The organism is Nocardia elegans NBRC 108235 (assembly GCF_001612845.1).
Classification (GTDB): Bacteria; Actinomycetota; Actinomycetes; order Mycobacteriales; family Mycobacteriaceae; genus Nocardia; species Nocardia nova.
Map to the genome: position 1 here is coordinate 351,919 of NZ_BDBF01000001.1, position 16,425 is coordinate 368,343.

Genomic DNA, 16,425 nt, shown 5'->3' on the forward strand with positions numbered 1-16,425 from the left:
GCAGAGTCAGGAGCCGATCATGAGTACCGTCTTCCGGCGGCGGATCTCCCCCACCGAGCGCATGTACTTCCCGATGCGCGATATGGCCCCGCCGTTTCTGATGCAACTCGCGATCCCGGGAACCGGGACCCTGGACGCGGAGGCGCTGCGCCGGGCGGTCGCGGTCGCGGCCGCCGCCTGTCCGGGTGCCCGGCTGCGACGCGAGGGCAAGTACTGGGTGGACACCGGCGTGCCCCCTGCCGTGCGCGATATTCCCGGACATGTCGTGAACTACGACCGGCTCGAGGCCGACCCGGTCCTCGCGTCGGCGATCGGCCCCACCCCGGAAACCACCTGTGAGGTGCTGCTGCTGACCGGCGACCCGGTCACCGTGATCTTCCGGGTGTTCCACGGCGTCATGGACGGGATGGGCATGGTGCTGTGGACTCGCAACGTCCTCGCCGCGCTGCGCGGCGAACAGCCGGAAGAACTTCGCGACCCGGTCGCCGACCGGGAACTGGTGCGGCGGCTCGGCGCACCGGGACGTCCCACCGCCATGATTCCCCGATTCCGCTCGGCGGTCGGCCACGGCCGTCAGGAGGTGGGCAGCCCCCGGCATCTGCTGCGGCACCGCAGTATCGGGGCCACCGGCCCCGGTGCGGTGGCGCGAGTGTCGGCACTGCTGGCCGACGCCGCGGGCAGCACGCAGCGGATCATGGTGCCGGTCGATCTGCGCCGCCACGACGCACAGCTGCGGTCGACGGCGAATCTGGCGTTGCCGCTGTTCCTCGACGTCCGGCCCGGCCAGGATTGGCGACAGGTGCGCGAACACATGCGTGCGGGTCTGCGGGACCGCACCGAACTCAATCAGTTTGCCGCCGGCGCGATCGCCAACGCACCGCACGCCGTCGGCCGCACCATTCTGCGTACGACCAACGTGCTCGGCGCCCGCTTCGGACGCAACCTCGCCTCGGCGACGGTGTCGCATATGGGCCGCTTCGATCTCGGCGCGCTGGCGGTGCCCGGCTGGTCGCCCACGTCGGTGCGGGTGCTGCCCCAGCACAGCGTCGCGATGCCGCTGCTGTTCGCGATGGTGGAGGCGGGCGGCCGTACCGAGCTGACGGTCTCCGCGCGCAACGGCCGCGACATCGAGGATCGGCTCGAAGCGCTGCTGGACCGCATCGCCTCCACACTGGAAAGCGAACTGCCGCAACCGGATTCGGCCCTCGCATGACGCGCTGGGCGCGGCTGGTCGGCACCCGCCCGAAACTGGTGCTGCTCGCGGCGATCGGTTTCGCGATCGTGTGCGGACTGTTCGGCGCCGACGTCCAGCAGCGGGTGAGCGCGGCCGGATTCGCCGATCCCGGAAGCGAATCCGCGCTCGTCGACCGGGTGGTCACGGCACATCTGGGCCGGCAGAACCCCGATGTGATCGCGATCTTCACCGCGCCCGACGGACAGGACCTCGCCGCACTGGGCCCGCGCGTCCAGCAGGCGGTCGACCACATCGATTCGGCGCTGCTGGCGCAGCCGGTGCAAACCTATTGGAACAATGCTCCACCGCAACAGAATTTCCTGCGGTCGGCGGACGGACGGCAGGGGCTGGCCGTGGTGTTCGCCGCCGGCGACGACAATCAGCGCATCGCCGCCTATCACGACATCGCCGCGGCGCTGACCGTTCCCGGCGTCTCGGTGCGATTCACCGGCTACAGCGCCCTGGCCGACGAGATCGACCGGCAGTCCCGCCACGATCTGGTGCTCGCCGAATCCGTCTCGCTGCCGGTCACAGCGGTGATTCTGGTGCTGGTGTTCGGCGGGGTGGTCGCCGCCGGCCTGCCGCTGCTGGTGGGTGTGCTCGCCGTCGTGGGCTCACTGGGCGCGGTCGCGGTGATCGCGCACGTCACCGAGGTGAGTGTCTTCGCCGTGAACGTCGCCTCGCTGCTGGGACTCGGCCTGGCCATCGACTACGGGCTGTTCGTGGTCACCCGATTCCGCGAGGAACTCGCCACGGGTGCCGCGGTTTCCGAGGCGGTGACCCGCACCCTGGCCACAGCCGGCCGGACCGTGGGATTCTCGGCACTGCTGCTGGCCTGCGCCTTCGCCGGAACCTTCGTTTTTCCGCAGGCGGTACTGCGATCGCTGGGTTTCGGGGCCATCGCGGCGGTACTGCTGGCCGCGGGACTGTCGCTGACCGTCCTGCCCGCCGCGCTCGCCCTGCTCGGTCACCGCGTCGGCGCCTGGAGCTGGCGCCGCGACGCCTTCGAACGCGGCCGGCGCCGCGCCGAGCGATGGTGGGGCCGCGTGGTGGACGCGGTGGTGCGCCGGCCCGGCGTCGTGGCCGTCACCGTCGGCGGGCTGCTGCTCGTGCTCGCCACGCCGCTCCTGGGCGTGCGGCTGGGCGATGTCGACCACACGGCCCTCCCGGCGGGCAATGCCGTGCGCGCCGGTGTCGACGAACTCGCCACGCGTTTCCCGCAGGCCGGTAGCGGCGCGACCGTCCTGCTGCGCGGTGACGGCGCCCCACCCGACTCCCGCCCCACCGCCGCCGCGATCCGGGCGCTCGGCGCGGTCCCGGGTGTACACGACGTGCAGCGACTCGCCACGGTGGACGACGCGGTGGTGCTGCACGCGGCCTTGAACGACCCGGACCGCTCCCCCGCCGCCATCGAAACCGTCACGCGCATAAGGAATCTCGAGCCGCCGGACGGCGTCGAGATCCAAGTCGGCGGCGATACCGCGGCCACCGTGGACAGCGTCGCGGCCATCACCTCTCGGATGCCGCTGATGATCGCGGTGATGGTGCTCGCCACGCTGATCCTGCTCGGCGCGGCGTTCCGCTCGGCGGTGCTGCCGGTGAAGGCGGTACTGCTGGCATTCCTCAGCCTGGCCGCCACCTTCGGCATCCTGACCTGGATCTTCTGCCGGGGCCATCTCGCCGATCTGCTGCACGTGAGCGTGGGACCGCTCTCGGCGGGGATGATGGTGCTGATCATCGCCGTCGTCTTCGGGCTCTCGACCGACTACGAGGTCTTCCTGCTCTCGCGCATGGTCGAGGCCCGTCACGACGGTTGCGACACCGTGACCGCGGTCCGCACCGGCACGGTCCGCACCGCCCGCGTGATCACCGCCGCCGCAACGCTTCTGGTGTTCATCACCGGCGCCTTCACGCTGTCCCCGCTGACGCCGATGCGATTCCTCGGCCTCGGCATGATCCTGGCGCTGGTCATCGACGCCACGCTGGTGCGGATGCTGCTGGTGCCGGCGCTGGTGCGATTGATGGGCCCGCTGAACTGGTGGCCGATGCGGCCCGCCGGGGACCGTTACCCCGAAGGTAATGGACCTCGCGCACGCGTCCGGGCAAGCTCGACATCATGATCGATACCGAAGGAACCCGGCTGTTCCACAGCACCATGCCGTTCACCGAGAAGCTCGGCGTCGAGGTGCTCGAGCACGGGCCGAAGCTGGTGCGCAGCCGGCTCGCCTGGGACGAGAGCCTGTGCACACTCGGCGGCGTCCTGCACGGCGGAGTACTGATGTCGCTGGCCGACGCCACCGGCGCGGTGTGCGCGTACCTGAATCTGCCGGAGGGCAAGCAGGGCACCACGACCGTGGAGTCGAAGACGAATTTCCTGCGGGCGATCCGGTCCGGCTACGCGGTGGCCTCGTCGACGCCGCTGCACGCGGGGCGCAGCTTCATCGTGGTGGAAACCGAAATCCACGACGACGCAGGCAAACTCGTCGGCAAGGTCACCCAGACCCAGGCGGTGTTGTGAGCGCGAGTGCGCTCATCCAGGGCCGGGTCCGGCGCTGATCGCCATCCGCCCCAGGTTGCGGCGGGTGGCGATCCGATCGACGACGGCATCCAGCTCGGTCCAGTCACGCACCTCGACGTGGGGACGTATCACCTTCTCGTCCAACAGCTTCCACAACCGCGCCCGATACTGCTCGATCAGTTCGGGTTCGGTCCGCGACAGCAGTCCCATCGAGAAGCCCGTGACCGTTTTGAGGTCGCCCAGCAGCGTGGACGTGTCGACCGCGCCACCACCGGCGCTGTAGGCGACCAGCGTGCCGTGCGGGCCCAGGCTGTTCACCCCGCGCTGCACCAGGTCACCGCCGACGCCGTCGAGCACGATGTCGACGGCACGGGGCCACGGATCGTCGTAGGTCAGCACGTCATCGGCGCCGCACTGCCGCACGAAATCGAATTTTCCGGTCGATCCGACGGCGGCGACCACCCGGGACGCTCCCGCCGCTCGTGCGAGCTGGAGCGCCAGATGTCCGGCTCCGGACGCGGCGGCGGTGATCAGAACCGAGGCGCCCGCAACGGTTTTCGCCGCGTGCACCACCCCCATCGCGACCAGGCCGCCACGCACCACGGCCAGGGCGTCGGCCGCCGGCACATCGGCCGGTATCTCGGTCACCATCGCCGTTACGGCACAGACGTATTCGGCGTACAACGAGGCGAACACCACCCCGCCCACCCTGGCTCCGATCCAGGATTCCGCGACGCCGGGGCCCACCGCGACCACCGTCCCGACCATCTCACCGCCCGGATTCGCCTCGGCATCGGCCCGCAGCATCCGCACCAAGCCGACACCTACACCGGTCAATTCGGTGCGGACCAGCACTTGTCCCGGTCCGGGCTCGGGCCGTTCGACCTCCACGAGCCGGGAGCGGGCGAGGCGATCCGCCGCGGGAGAGAACTGAATTGCGCGCACTGACAGTGCCTTTCGACCTGGAGCGGCAGATGGCCGCGGGCTGATGCTCGAAGTGACTCAACAGCTGTTACGGGGCAACATCCTTACCTCCTCGAAATTCTTACTACCGACGTAAGATAGGCGACCGCGCCGCGGTAGGTCAAGGCGATTTTTATGTCGGTGGTAATATTTCGGCCATGGCCAGTGCGACGCCCGGACTGCGGGAAACCAAGAAGCAGCAGACCCGCCAGGAGATTTCCGACACCGCGACCAGGCTGTTCATCGAGCGCGGATTCGAGGCGACCACCATCGCGGAGATCGCGGAGGCCGCGCGGGTGGCGAAGAAGACCGTCACCAACTACTTCCCGCGCAAGGAGGATCTGGCGCTGGACCATCACGAGCAGTTCGTCGGCGCACTCGCCACCGCGGTCACCGCCCGTGCCGCCGACGAATCGGCACTCGACGCGCTGCGCCGCCTGTTCCGTTGCGCGGCACAGGATTACGCGGCCGACGTCGGATTCTCGGGACCGGAGTTCAGCCGCATGCTCGCCGACAGCCCGACACTCACCGCGCGGGTGCGCGAGCTGCACGAGTTGCGCGAGCAGGCCCTGGCCGAGGTGCTGCCCGGAGACGACCTGCTGCGCCGGACGGCGGCCGCCCAATTGGCGGCGGCCTGCCGGCTGCTGTTCCAGCGCATTCAGCAGCTGCAGCTGTCCGGCGCGCCTCGGCGCCGGGTCGCGGCCACCGTCACCGCCGAGGCCGAGCGCATCTTCGATCTGCTGGAACCGGCCTTCGGCGAGTACGGGCGTGCTCCGAGGGATGACTCCGAGTGAATGCCTCAGAGTGAGCGCAGGCGCGGCACCAGCTCCGCGGCGCGTTCGGCGTATTCGACCGGATTCCGGTCCGGCATGATGTCGAATTGCGTAATGCCCAGCGCCGCATAGCGTTCGGCGTCGGCGACGAAGGCGTCCGGATCGTCCACGACCGGGCCGATGTAGGTGGCGGTCTTGCGGATAGCGTCGTAATCGCGCCCCTCCGCCTTGCAGTGGACGCGCAGCACATCGAGTTTGCGCGTGACGTCCTCGGGCGAGGAGGCGAACAGATTGCAGGCGTCGGCGTAGCGGGCGACCAGCAGCAGCGTCTTCTTCTCACCACCACCACCGATCAGGATCGGCGGCCGCGGACGGCTCAACGGCGCGGGTACGCACAGCGTTTCGTCGAGCTGATAATGCGCGCCCCGATACGGGCCGTTGTCGTCGCTCCACATCTGCAGGCAGATCTGCAGTGTCTCCTCGAGCCGTTCGAAGCGCTCCCCCATCGGCACCAGCGGCACACCCAGCCCGCGCTGCTCCCGCTCGTACCAGGAGGCTCCGATGCCGAGCTGCGCCCGCCCGCCGGACAGCACATCGAGGGTGGTGACGATCTTGGCGAGCAGACCGGGATGCCGATACATCACACCGGTCACCAGCACGGCCAGACGCATCCGCTCGGTCAGCGCGGCCACGTACCCCAGGGTCGTGTAGGCCTCGAGCATCGGCTCCTCGGCCACCCCGGTGTGTTCCATCTGGAAGTAGTGATCCATCACCGTGAATTCGGTGAAACCGGCCTCCTCGGCGATCCGCGCGGTCTCCGCGATGGCACCCGCGGTACGCGCCGGATCTGCGGGAGTCGAGAAGTTCCAGTAGTGCAGACTCAGTTCCATGACGCCTCGATTCTGCGCAGCGGTGGACAGGTGTCGATACCCGCACACAGCCTATCCATCGCGCGGTCGCGACAATGCGGTCCAGTCGGGCGAGATCGGGCCCGCACGACAGCGGAAACACCCGGATACGGCGCCGGCTCGCACACCGTAACTCGTTCGATACTGGTTAATTGCCCGCTATCGCATCCACTGGATTTATCCTGCCCACATGACAACCAGCAAAGAGGGAGTTTACGTGGGGCCATTGCACCAATTGGCCCGTGGCGCATGGCAATCATTGCTGGTCATCGGCCTGCTGTCGGTGATCGTCGGGATTATCGTGCTCGTCTGGCCCGGTCCGACGCTCGCCGTGGCCGGCATCCTGTTCGGCGTCTACCTGCTGATCTCGGGAATTCTGCAGTTGATCGCCGCCTTCGGCCCGCACGTCAGCACCGGCTACCGGGTGCTGACCCTCATCAGCGGCATCCTGTCGTTCATCCTCGCCTTCTTCGCCTTCCGCAGCATCGGCAACTCCCTGGTGTTGCTGGCTCTGTGGATCGGCATCAGCTGGCTGTTCCGCGGCATCGCCGCCATGGTCGCGGGAGCCGAAGCGCCGCAAGGGGTCCCGGGCCGCGGCTGGGCGATCTTCTTCGGCATTCTGCTGTTGATCGGCGGTATCGCACTGGTGGTCTGGCCCATCCACTCGATCACCGTGCTGGCACTGGTCGTCGGGTGGTGGCTGATCTTCATGGGCGTGATGGAGATGATCTACGCCATCGAGGTCCGCAGCGTGGCCAAGAAGACTCCCGCCGAGCTGTGATCGGCCGGCACGACCCCTTCGCCCCGGGCGCGAATCCGCCTGGGGCGACGTCGTGTCCGGGGCCGTGGATTCGGACGGGAATACCCGCATAACGGCCGGTCACACACTCTTGCGCCAGTCCGGTGACTATAGGCACATGCGCCTGCGGACAGGGCCTTTCCCTGCTACGGTCGGGTCCCCTACAGGTTGCCCGCAAGGAGATTCACCATGGGTATCATCACGATGATCATCATCGGCCTCATCGCCGGTGCGATCGCTCGCCTCCTGGTTCCCGGTAAGGAGAACTTCGGCTGGATTCTGACCATCGTGCTAGGCATCGTCGGCGGTTACGTCGGCGGGACCCTGGGCAGTCTGGTCTTCGCCCCGCACAAGTTCAGCGTCCACCCGCCCGTCCAGCACACTTTCCTCGGCGCGATCGTCGGTGCCGTGATCATTCTGGTCATCTACAAGGCGATACGCAGTCGCGCCTGAGCGCACGAACAACGGGCCCGGCTTCCTCGCGGAGCCGGGCCCGTTGCCGTCGCGGGTCAGGGCCGGCAGACCGCCGACTGTGCATGACCGCCGATCTGCGAAAACAGTCCGCGCGGGAACAGGATTCCGTACAGCGAGACATCGAGGGAGCACAGATACGCGGTGGCGTAGGTGCCGTCGCCGGAGAACTTGCCGACGTCGGACAGAATTCCGGGCAGATCGATCGCGGCCTGATCCAATTTCGCGCCGTTGTCGATCAGCAGCGTCAGCGCGTCGCGGGTCGAGTTCTGCGCGGGAACCAGTTTGGGCTGTACCTGCTGGACCATCGCCACCAAACTCTCACTGGCGGTGGCGATCCGGGTCGTCGAGGCCAGCAGCGACTGCCCCTGGTCGTAGAGTCCGCTGATCAGCGCCCGGGTCTGGGTGATCAGGGTTTCCAGTTCGTCGCTGCGCCGGGCCAGACCCGACATCACTCCGGACAGGTTGGTGATGATGTCTTTCAGGATCGCGTCGCGACGCTCGAAGTCCGAGGCCAGTGCGGCGGCCTGGGTGATGAAGGTGGACAGTGATACGCCGTCGCCCTGCAGCGCCTGGATCAACGTCGTCGACAGGTCGTTCACCTGTTCCGGAAGCAGATTTTCGAACAGCGGCTGAAAGCCGTTGAGGAACGCCGAGATATCGAAGGACGGTTCGGTGCGTTCGAGTGGAATCCGGCCACCGGCCGCGAGCAGGCGCGAATCCGGTGCGGTACCGGGCGCCAGCGCGAGATACCGCTGGCCGATGAGGTTTTGATAGCGGACCAGCGCCTTGGTGTCGGTGTAGAGGTGCTGATCGCGCTGCACGTCGAAGGTCACCTTCGCCAGGTGCTTGTTGGTCTGAGGATTGACATCGAAGCCGATCTCGGCGACCTTGCCGACCCGTACACCGGCGATGCGCACGTCGTCGTTGGGCCGCAATCCGAGCACATCGCTGAAGATCGCCGAATAACGGTCGGTCGGGCCGTTCACGGTGCGCGCCAGGGTATTCCAGATGACCACCGTGACCAGAATCGAGACGATGGCGAATGCGCCGAACCCGAGTGCCTGCTTGCGGATACTCATCGGCATCCGGAACCACGGACGAGCAAAACCACGCCTCCTCGAACTTCCACACGAAACCCGAAACGCCGGCAATGATTGCGCTGACCGCAGGCACTGTAGTCGGAGGCGCCCGGTTGTGACCTACGCCACGCCGGTCGGAGACGACAACAGCCCGGCGCTCAGCGCGCCGGGCTGTTGTGCGGACGGTACGAGGGGACGTACCGGAGTATGGATCAGTCCACGATCGAGCCGTTGGAGGCCGCGCGCTGCTTCGCGGCGCGGGCCGCCTTCCGCTCGGCACGGATCTGTTCGAGTTCCTGTTCGAGGCTGTCCGCGATGCGGAACTGGCCGGTGTCGTAGGCGCTCAGCGGATCCGAGTCGTCGTCGGAGGCATCGGATTTCGGCGGCTTGCTCGGCTTGCCGTCGGCGACCGAATCCGCCGCATCGGTGTCGGACCGGCGACTCGAGGACTTCTTCGGGGTCCAGATGTCCGGCTCGACGATCGGATCGACCGTCTCCACCGTGCGCGCGGATTCGGGGGCCGGAGCCTCGGATGTGGTGTCGCCGGCGCCCGGCAGCGCGGCCATCGGGGCCGGGCGGGTGTCGGGCGCGGCCTGCCGGATGAAGCTGACGAAGGTCGGCATGCTGCGGCGAATCTGTTCGGCCGGGTCGGGCAGATCGCGGATCTGATCGGTGGCCTGGGTGATGGCCTGGCCGTAGCGCTGGCTGGCCGCGTCGTGCACCAGCAGCGCCACACCGATCATCACCGGCGCCACGGCGTGCACGCCGACGTTGTACCAGTCGCCGCTGCGCAGGTACGGGTAGGTGTTGAGGCCGACGGTCAGCGCCAGCAGGGCCAGTTCGGCGAGCGCGACCTGACGGCGGCTCTCCAGGATGCCCCATTCGGCGACCTTGTTGGTGCCGATCATGATGATGACCAGGCAGACGCTGATCATGCCTTCGAGCAGGTAGCTGAACCAGTACAGCGGATCGGTGGGGCCGCCGGGAGCGATGTTGTGCTGCACGTTGACCGCCGACCACAACATGCCGGCGATGACCACACCCGCGAGAGCGCGCATCGACCAGGCGCGATGCCGATACAGCGACGCGACCTTCGCGTGCGGGCTGGATTCTCGTCTCTGCGCCGCAATTGCCTTGCGGGCCATCAACAGATCTCGCATATCGGCCTTCGCGATCGCTTCGGAGGTCTGCCTGGCGCGGTCGGACGTCGATGCCGCCGCCTGGACATTTTTCCAGCGCTGTTCGCGTTCCTGCTCGCGGATCTTCTCCGCGAGTTCACGTTCGGCCTGCAGCTCGTTCTCGGAGAGGGCCTCGGTCAGCGCGGGATCGAACTGGTACGCAAGCCGCCCGCGGGCCTTCTCGACCCGTCGCGCGAGCTGCCTGACCTCATCTTCTCCCGGGTGTTCGACGGTCAACTAGACCACCGCCCGGTGAGATACGGTGGCCGGCAAGTGTTCACGAAGTGGGAACGGCACATGCCATTCATAGTCGATGAACCGCCATCTGCGAAACTGCGGATTAGCCCCAATGCCAGACTTATTCGGCGTGTCGCGCGCGGCACGCCGATTCGGCGTGTCGCAACGGGTCTGCGAGGCACGAAGTTTCGCCCGATTCCGGCTGTTCAGACAGAGCGGTCGGCTCGCGGCAGCAGCGTCGGATTCGGGCAGCCGCAGCGGAAGACTCGGGGCGAAGACGCCGCGGGACAACCGGGCGCAGCCGCAGCGACCGGCTCAGGCTCCAGCCCGGCGGCAGGCTCGAGCCGTAACAGCACCAACAGGCTCACGCCCGCAGAAGTAACAGCAAGCTCACGCCCCAGCCCCAGCAGCAAGCTCACGGCGCGGACACAGTGGCAAGCTGACGCTCCAACCACCGCAGCAGCCTCACGCCCCAGGCGCAGCGACAGGCTCACGCCGCGGCGTCAACGGCAGATTCAGGCTCCAGCCGCAACAGCAGGCTCACGCCGCACCGGGCGGCGGGCTCAGGCCGCGGCGGCGCGGGCGAGCATCCGGCGCACCTCGTCCGGATCCTCCACGTCGACGACGATCCGGCTGAATTCGGTGCCGGTCAGCTCGATGCGCACGCCACGCCCGTCGAAGCGGGTATCCCAGAACTCCTTGCGGCCTTTGCCGCGGAAGACACCGGCCGCGATCACGCCCGGGAAGAAGGTGCCCGGGGCGCGCATCCACGGCGGCCGCAGATCCACCTCGGCGGGCGCGACGGCGGCGATGTGGGACAGATCGAAGCGCACGCGTTCGCACAGCGAGAGCAACCGGTGGGTGCCACGGACATGGACCGTGACCGTCGTACCCGTGATCTCGATATCGACCATCGCACACCTCATCTCGCCGAGTGGTCCTCGGGATCCATGGTGCCGAGCGGTCCTGATCGGAGTCTGTGCCGATCCTTTGAAATCTCTCAGATTTGCGAGTCCGGTTACCTGCCGCGATCTGCGAGGATGCGCTGTTCCAGCCGCTGTGTCAACGACCGCACCCGCTCGTCGGCGCTCAGCTTGTGGTCGAGGGCCACGTTCACCACGCCCCGCAGCAGGGCGTACGGCTCCCATCCCGCGGGCGCCACGGTGCGCGCGGACCGGCGTTCGATCGCCCCGGCGATCACCTCGGCGGCCCGCCGGGCGGTGATGCGCTGATCCAGCGGCCAGGGCAGCAGCGCGCCGAATTCGGCGCCCAGTTCGTCCTCGTCCAGAGTGTCGTGGGTCATCGCCGTCTCCACCACACCGAAATAGGCGATCCCGGCCGTGGCGCCCGTTCCGCCGAGCTCCACCCGCAGCGCGCGGCCCAGCTGTTCCACCCCGGCCTTGCTCACCATGTACGGCGAACCGCCCATTCCGGGGGCGAACGCGGCGCACGAGGAGACCACGACGACGTGGCCGTGCGCCGCGATGACGTCGTCGAGCGCGGGCTGGATGGTGTTGAAGGCGCCGGTGAGGTTGATCGCCAGCACCCGGTCGAATTCCTCGGGATCGAGCAGCCGCACGGTGGCCGGGCGCGGGACCACGCCGGCGTTGGCCACCACCACATCGATGCGCCCAAAGTTCTCCCGCACCTGTCCGACGGCCAGCCGCACCCCCTCCCGGTCGGCCACGTCGACGGTGATCGCGACCGCGCGGATGCCCAGTGCGGCCGCGCTCGCGCGCACGGCTTCGGCGTCGATATCGAGCAGCGCGACGTAGGCGCCGCGGTCGTAGAGCAGCCGGGCCAGCTCGTAGCCGATGCCGGCGGCGCCGCCGGTGATTATCACGACCTTGTCGCGCACGTCGAGTCGCTCACCCCCGCCGAGCACCGGGGCCAGCAGCGTGCGCACCATATCGAACGGTCCTGTGATCATCGGATACTGCTCATCTCTGCGGTGGTCGGATCCGGTACGTGTTGCGACAGCAGGTAGGAGTCCGCGTCGAAACTCGCTACGCGACGGCGGTATTCGAAACTCCAGTTCGGATACAGCCCGGCGTTCTCGCCCTTGTCGGTGGTGTAGTAGCTGTCGCAGCCGCCGCCCAGCCACACGGTATCGCGACTGCGCTGCCGCATCTCGTCGAGGAACCGGTCCTGCACCGAGGCACGGACCTCGACACGATCGACAGCGTTGTCGCGCAGGGTTTTCAGCGCGTCGACGATATAGGCGATCTGCGATTCGATCATGAAGATCGCGGACTGGTTCCCCGCGGCGCCGAACGGGCCGAGGGTCAGGAACATATTGGGGAAACCCGCGATCGCCGCGCCCAGATAACTGCTGGGCCGGCGGCGGTAGTGGTCGGCCACGGTCAGCCCGCCGACGCCCTCGATCCGCTCGTAGAGCTTCGGTATCGCACCGAACCCGGTGCCCCAGACGATGGTGTCGACCGGATACTCCGCACCATCGGTGGTGACGATCGATCCGGGACGGATCTCGGCGATCGACTCGGTCACCACCTCCACATTGTCGCGGGTGAGGGCCGGGTAGTACGCATCGGAGAAGATCGCGCGCTTGCAGCCGATCATGTAGTCGGGAGTCAGTTTCCGCCGCAGGGCAGGATCGTGGACCTGGCGGCGCAGCTGCATCCGCGAGAGCGCCTGGAACGGATGGCGGAAGCGGCGGTCGACGAATCCGACCAGGCCGAAACTCTCGATACCCGCGTAGTAGGCGCCCCGGAGCGCGGTGCCCAGCAGCGGTAATCGGCGCAGCAGTGCGCGCTCCACGCCGAGGGTGGACCGATCCAGGCGGGAGACGATCCACGGGGCCGAGCGCTGGAACACCGTGAGCCGCCGCACCTTCGGCGCGATCTCCGGAATGAACTGCACCGCGGAGGCCCCCGTGCCGATCACGGCGACCCGCTCGCCGGTCAGGTCGTGCTCGTGGTCCCAGTGCAGCGAGTGGAACTGGGCGCCGCGGAAGGTCTCGCGCCCCGGCATATCCGGAATCTTCGCCTCGCTGAACGGGCCGACCGCCGAGATCAGCACATCGGCGCTGAGCACTCCCCGGTCGGTGCGCACGAGCCACCGCCGCCGCCCTTCGTCCCACTGCGCGCGCTCCACGTCGGTGCCGAAGCGCATATGCCGCACCACATCGTGGCGTTCGGCGACGTCGCGCAGATAGCCGAGGATCTCGGGCTGGCGTCCGTACGTGCGCGACCAGTCGGGATTCGGCGCGAAAGAATAGGAGTAGAGGTGCGAGGGCACATCGCAGGCGCACCCGGGATAGGTGTTGGCCTGCCAGGTGCCGCCCAGATCGTCGGCGCGTTCGAGAATCAGGAAGTCTTCGAATCCGGCCGCGCGCAACGACACCGCGAGGCCGATTCCGGCGACTCCGGCGCCGATCACCGCGATCGGCGTATGTTCGGCGGGGGCGCTCTCGGATACTGCCATCGTCGAATTCCTTTCGGTGCGGGCCTCGTTGCCCGAAACGACCGGTCTCGTACTCACAGGTCGAGTTCGAGGGAGTCACCCGCCGCGCGGGAGACGCAGGTGAGCATCGTCGTCTCGCGCTCGGCGGGACTCAGCCGCCGATCTCGATGGTCGACAGCGCCCGCGTGCACGGTCACCGCGCAGGTACCGCAGAAACCCTGGCGGCACGAGTAGGCGACGTCGGGCAGGACCCGGCCGATGGCCGCCAGTGCCGATTCGTCGGCGGCCACGTCCACGGTGTGACCGCTGCGCCGCAGCCGGATTCGGAACGGGCGGCCGTGCTGGACCGGCAGCGGGGAGAACCGTTCGGTGTGGACCGAAACGGTCGGCTCGTGGGCGGCGTCGGTGTTCAGCGCGGCGGCCATCAGCGGCGGCGGACCGCAGACGTAGATCGCGGTGCCGCGCGGCACGTCGGCCAGGATCAGATCGAGATCGGCGACACCGAATTCGTCGTCGGGACGGATCTCGAGCCGTCCGCCGCGGTGGGCCGACAGCTCGTCGAGGAACGGCATCGTGGCCCGGCTGCGGCCGAGATAGACCAGCCGCCAATCGATTCCGCGCCGTTCGGCGTCGGCCACCATCGGCAGCAGCGGCGTGATTCCGATACCGCCGGCCACGAAGACATAGTGCGGGGCATCGATATATCCGAAGGCGTTGCGCGGCCCACGCACTCGCAACCGGTCCCCCACCGCCACGTCGCGATGGATCTCGTCGGATCCGCCGCCGCCGTCGGGCAGGTGGCGCACGGCGATGCGATAGGTTCCGCGGTCGGCCGGGTCGCCGTTGAGCGAATACTGCCGCTGCCGCCCGGAGGGCAGGAGCACATCGATGTGCGCGCCCGGAACCCAGCTCGGCAACCGTTCGCCGTAGGGAGCGACCAGCGTCAGCACGACGACGTCCGCAGCCCGCATCTCGCGCCGGGCCACGATCAGCTCGCGCTCGAAACCGCTGCGCCGCACCGGATTCGGTCGCGACAACACCTCGATTCGCGGTTCCGTGGTGACGCCGCGCTTGTACAGGTCGAAGATCGCGCCGACCGCCCGCAGCGGTAGCGACGGCCGATACCCCGGCCGCTCGGCGGCCACCGGGTACGCCACTGCCGTCACCGCCGGCCCTCGCGCGCCGCCGGCGACTGCGCGAGATAGCGCAGCGCGTTGTCCATACTCCCGAGCTGGGAGGGGTGGAATCCGGGCCGCAGGTACCGCGGAATCTCGGTCAGGAAGGTCGACATCCGCGGCACCACGCCGCGGGCGGAGGCGCTGAGGAATTGCAGCGGCCAGAACCGCCCCTTGCGCGGATCGGGATCCTTGCCGAACAGATAGCCGCCCGCGATCACGAACAGAACCATCAGCGACGAGCTGGCCAGCACGGCCGTGCGGGCCTTGCGCAGATATCCGCCGTCGACGTGCATATACGCGTCGTAGACCACGCTGCGGTGTTCGACCTCCTCCGCGCCGTGCCAGCGAATCAGGTCCAGCATCGCCGGATGCATGTTCTTGGCCTCGAGCACGTCGTTGGTCAGCAGCCACTCTCCGATGACCGCGGTGTAGTGCTCCATCCCGGCGAACAGGCCCAGCCGCTCGCACAGCCACTCGTATTTGGCGCGGCCGGTCAAGCCGTGATCACCGAGTAGGCGATCGACCAGCCAGGCCACCGTCTCCACCATCGGGGCCACGTCGAGCCCGAGCGCTTCCAGGTGGCGGCGCGCCTGCGCGTGCGAGCTGGCGTGCTGATTCTCCTGCCCGATGAAGCCCTGCACCTCTTCGCGCAGCCGCTCGTCGTCGATATAGGGCAGCGCTTCGGCCAGGGCCGCGGCCATCGCGCGTTCCCCCTCCGGGAGAACCAGGTGCATCACGTTGATGATGTGAGTGGCCATGACCTCGCCCGGAATGTAGTGCATGGGGACGGAGTCGAAATCGAATCGCACATCGCGGGCCCTGATCGCATGGGCTTGGTCGTCGTAGACCGAGGTGTTCATGTCGCGTCCTTGCGGGTGGTCGAAGCGATGCTCCGACGGTAATGTTGACATCACTGGATGTCAACAGCAGCCGATGTCAACAAAACGCCTTGTCGCCGCCCCCCGGTAGCATCACCGCCATGGCCGATTCGCCGCACACTCCGAAAACGGGCAGCCGCCCCTGGCGTGGACGCGAACCGGCGGACCGCATCGCCGCACGTCGCGAACGGCTACTGCAGGCCGGTTACGAGCTCATGGCCGGCGTCGGCGCGGCCGAGACCTCGATGCGCGGAGTATGCCGACAGGCCGGGCTCACCGAACGTTATTTCTACGAGAGTTTCGCCAATCTCGACGATCTGATGACCACCGTCCTCGAGAACACCGTCGAACAGTGCCGGGATCGACTGCTCGCCGCACTGGCCGAAGCACCCGAGGAGCGAGACCTGCTGTTCGGTCACGTGGTGCGCGCGTTCACAGATTTCCTCACCGAGGATCCCCGGCGTGGGCGCATCCTGTTCGTCGAATCGATCGCCACCCCGGCGCTGACCCGGCGCGGCAGCGAGCTGGTCGCGGTGATCACCGGGCCGATCGCGGCGGTGATCGCCGCCGACGACACCGACACACCGGCTCCCGACGAGACCGACGCGACGCTCAACGCGATGGCCATCTTCGGCGCGCTCGCCTACTGCTACCGCCCGTATCTGATCGGCGATATCACCATCGACCGCGACCGCTTCGACAACCACGCCGCCGCGATCATCCGGCAGCTCAGCACCGTGCGCTCGGCGCCGGTCCTGCGCTGAGCGCCCCTTTCCGACTTCC

16 protein-coding genes are annotated in these 16,425 nt (G+C 68.0%); 7 read left to right on the plus strand and 9 right to left on the minus strand.

The window, feature by feature from the left end; all coding sequences use genetic code 11:
* The first annotated feature begins 19 nt into the window (after positions 1 to 19).
* The 3 genes from NE2_RS01690 to NE2_RS01700 are packed head-to-tail and all read left to right on the plus strand — an operon-like array spanning position 20 to position 3,752.
* Positions 20 to 1,213 carry a hypothetical protein gene (locus NE2_RS01690; RefSeq protein WP_063023145.1) on the plus strand — a complete coding sequence of 398 codons (1,194 nt, stop codon included), beginning with the start codon at positions 20 to 22 and terminating at the stop codon, positions 1,211 to 1,213.
* The gene (locus tag NE2_RS01695; protein ID WP_063909234.1) at positions 1,210 to 3,354 is read left to right on the plus strand and encodes an MMPL family transporter; all 2,145 of its coding nucleotides are present in this window, start codon (positions 1,210 to 1,212) and stop codon (positions 3,352 to 3,354) included. Before NE2_RS01690 ends, NE2_RS01695 begins: the two co-directional genes overlap by 4 nt.
* On the plus strand, positions 3,351 to 3,752 hold the full coding sequence (locus tag NE2_RS01700; RefSeq protein WP_030515638.1) for a PaaI family thioesterase: 402 nt from the start codon (positions 3,351 to 3,353) through the stop codon (positions 3,750 to 3,752). Before NE2_RS01695 ends, NE2_RS01700 begins: the two co-directional genes overlap by 4 nt.
* A 12-nt stretch (positions 3,753 to 3,764) precedes the next feature.
* On the opposite strand, the gene NE2_RS01705 is transcribed toward NE2_RS01700, so the two are convergent.
* Positions 3,765 to 4,697, minus strand: a complete 933-nt coding sequence (locus NE2_RS01705; protein ID WP_063023147.1) for a quinone oxidoreductase family protein — start codon at positions 4,695 to 4,697, stop codon at positions 3,765 to 3,767.
* Positions 4,698 to 4,873: 176 nt separating this feature from the next.
* Here NE2_RS01705 and NE2_RS01710 point away from each other — a divergent pair, with 176 nt between their 5' ends.
* Entirely contained in the window at positions 4,874 to 5,509 is a 636-nt protein-coding gene (locus tag NE2_RS01710) for a TetR/AcrR family transcriptional regulator (protein WP_063023149.1), read from the plus strand.
* Positions 5,510 to 5,514: 5 nt separating this feature from the next.
* Here NE2_RS01710 and NE2_RS01715 read toward each other — a convergent pair whose 3' ends face one another.
* Positions 5,515 to 6,378: an LLM class F420-dependent oxidoreductase gene (locus tag NE2_RS01715; RefSeq protein ID WP_063023150.1), complete on the minus strand. Its 864-nt coding sequence runs from the start codon at positions 6,376 to 6,378 to the stop codon at positions 5,515 to 5,517.
* Positions 6,379 to 6,586: 208 nt separating this feature from the next.
* Here NE2_RS01715 and NE2_RS01720 point away from each other — a divergent pair, with 208 nt between their 5' ends.
* Both NE2_RS01720 and NE2_RS01725 read left to right on the plus strand, forming a co-directional pair.
* Positions 6,587 to 7,177 carry an HdeD family acid-resistance protein gene (locus tag NE2_RS01720; protein ID WP_030515634.1) on the plus strand — a complete coding sequence of 197 codons (591 nt, stop codon included), beginning with the start codon at positions 6,587 to 6,589 and terminating at the stop codon, positions 7,175 to 7,177.
* A gap of 207 nt (positions 7,178 to 7,384) precedes the next feature.
* On the plus strand, positions 7,385 to 7,648 hold the full coding sequence (locus tag NE2_RS01725; RefSeq protein WP_036505761.1) for a GlsB/YeaQ/YmgE family stress response membrane protein: 264 nt from the start codon (positions 7,385 to 7,387) through the stop codon (positions 7,646 to 7,648).
* Between the two features lie 56 nt (positions 7,649 to 7,704).
* Here NE2_RS01725 and NE2_RS01730 read toward each other — a convergent pair whose 3' ends face one another.
* The 7 genes from NE2_RS01730 to NE2_RS01760 form a co-directional block, all read right to left on the minus strand.
* Positions 7,705 to 8,748, minus strand: coding sequence for an MCE family protein (locus tag NE2_RS01730; protein WP_063023374.1), 1,044 nt, complete (start codon positions 8,746 to 8,748; stop codon positions 7,705 to 7,707).
* 212 nt (positions 8,749 to 8,960) lie between these two features.
* Positions 8,961 to 10,163 carry a hypothetical protein gene (locus tag NE2_RS01735; protein ID WP_063023152.1) on the minus strand — a complete coding sequence of 401 codons (1,203 nt, stop codon included), beginning with the start codon at positions 10,161 to 10,163 and terminating at the stop codon, positions 8,961 to 8,963.
* Positions 10,164 to 10,726: 563 nt separating this feature from the next.
* Positions 10,727 to 11,077 carry a hypothetical protein gene (locus NE2_RS01740; protein ID WP_063015683.1) on the minus strand — a complete coding sequence of 117 codons (351 nt, stop codon included), beginning with the start codon at positions 11,075 to 11,077 and terminating at the stop codon, positions 10,727 to 10,729.
* 104 nt (positions 11,078 to 11,181) lie between these two features.
* Complete coding sequence (locus NE2_RS01745; protein ID WP_228831509.1) at positions 11,182 to 12,093, minus strand: short-chain dehydrogenase/reductase; 912 nt, start codon at positions 12,091 to 12,093, stop codon at positions 11,182 to 11,184.
* A complete protein-coding gene (locus tag NE2_RS01750; protein ID WP_063023154.1) occupies positions 12,090 to 13,607 on the minus strand; it encodes a flavin-containing monooxygenase in 1,518 nt (505 codons plus the stop codon). Before NE2_RS01750 ends, NE2_RS01745 begins: the two co-directional genes overlap by 4 nt.
* A gap of 53 nt (positions 13,608 to 13,660) precedes the next feature.
* Positions 13,661 to 14,752, minus strand: coding sequence for a PDR/VanB family oxidoreductase (locus NE2_RS01755; RefSeq protein ID WP_373862199.1), 1,092 nt, complete (start codon positions 14,750 to 14,752; stop codon positions 13,661 to 13,663).
* Positions 14,749 to 15,624 (minus strand): metal-dependent hydrolase, encoded by an 876-nt coding sequence (locus tag NE2_RS01760; protein WP_063023156.1) that lies wholly within the window; start codon positions 15,622 to 15,624, stop codon positions 14,749 to 14,751. The genes NE2_RS01755 and NE2_RS01760 overlap by 4 nt, the downstream gene beginning before the upstream one ends.
* A gap of 119 nt (positions 15,625 to 15,743) precedes the next feature.
* On the opposite strand from NE2_RS01760, the gene NE2_RS01765 reads away from it, so the two are divergent.
* The gene (locus tag NE2_RS01765) at positions 15,744 to 16,406 is read left to right on the plus strand and encodes a TetR/AcrR family transcriptional regulator (RefSeq protein ID WP_063023158.1); all 663 of its coding nucleotides are present in this window, start codon (positions 15,744 to 15,746) and stop codon (positions 16,404 to 16,406) included.
* Positions 16,407 to 16,425: the final 19 nt, after the last annotated feature.

Bases quoted from the DNA above. Each gene is read 5' to 3' on its own strand.
- NE2_RS01750 (WP_063023154.1), bottom strand. From the start codon at position 13,607: ATGGCAGTATCCGAGAGCGCCCCCGCCGAACATACGCCGATCGCGGTG.
- NE2_RS01760 (WP_063023156.1), bottom strand. From the start codon at position 15,624: ATGAACACCTCGGTCTACGACGACCAAGCCCATGCGATCAGGGCCCGC.
- NE2_RS01745 (WP_228831509.1), bottom strand. From the start codon at position 12,093: ATGATCACAGGACCGTTCGATATGGTGCGCACGCTGCTGGCCCCGGTG.
- NE2_RS01710 (WP_063023149.1), top strand. From the start codon at position 4,874: ATGGCCAGTGCGACGCCCGGACTGCGGGAAACCAAGAAGCAGCAGACC.
- NE2_RS01720 (WP_030515634.1), top strand. From the start codon at position 6,587: ATGACAACCAGCAAAGAGGGAGTTTACGTGGGGCCATTGCACCAATTG.
- NE2_RS01730 (WP_063023374.1), bottom strand. From the start codon at position 8,748: ATGAGTATCCGCAAGCAGGCACTCGGGTTCGGCGCATTCGCCATCGTC.
- NE2_RS01725 (WP_036505761.1), top strand. From the start codon at position 7,385: ATGGGTATCATCACGATGATCATCATCGGCCTCATCGCCGGTGCGATC.
- NE2_RS01740 (WP_063015683.1), bottom strand. From the start codon at position 11,077: ATGGTCGATATCGAGATCACGGGTACGACGGTCACGGTCCATGTCCGT.
- NE2_RS01700 (WP_030515638.1), top strand. From the start codon at position 3,351: ATGATCGATACCGAAGGAACCCGGCTGTTCCACAGCACCATGCCGTTC.
- NE2_RS01715 (WP_063023150.1), bottom strand. From the start codon at position 6,378: ATGGAACTGAGTCTGCACTACTGGAACTTCTCGACTCCCGCAGATCCG.
- NE2_RS01690 (WP_063023145.1), top strand. From the start codon at position 20: ATGAGTACCGTCTTCCGGCGGCGGATCTCCCCCACCGAGCGCATGTAC.
- NE2_RS01765 (WP_063023158.1), top strand. From the start codon at position 15,744: ATGGCCGATTCGCCGCACACTCCGAAAACGGGCAGCCGCCCCTGGCGT.
- NE2_RS01695 (WP_063909234.1), top strand. From the start codon at position 1,210: ATGACGCGCTGGGCGCGGCTGGTCGGCACCCGCCCGAAACTGGTGCTG.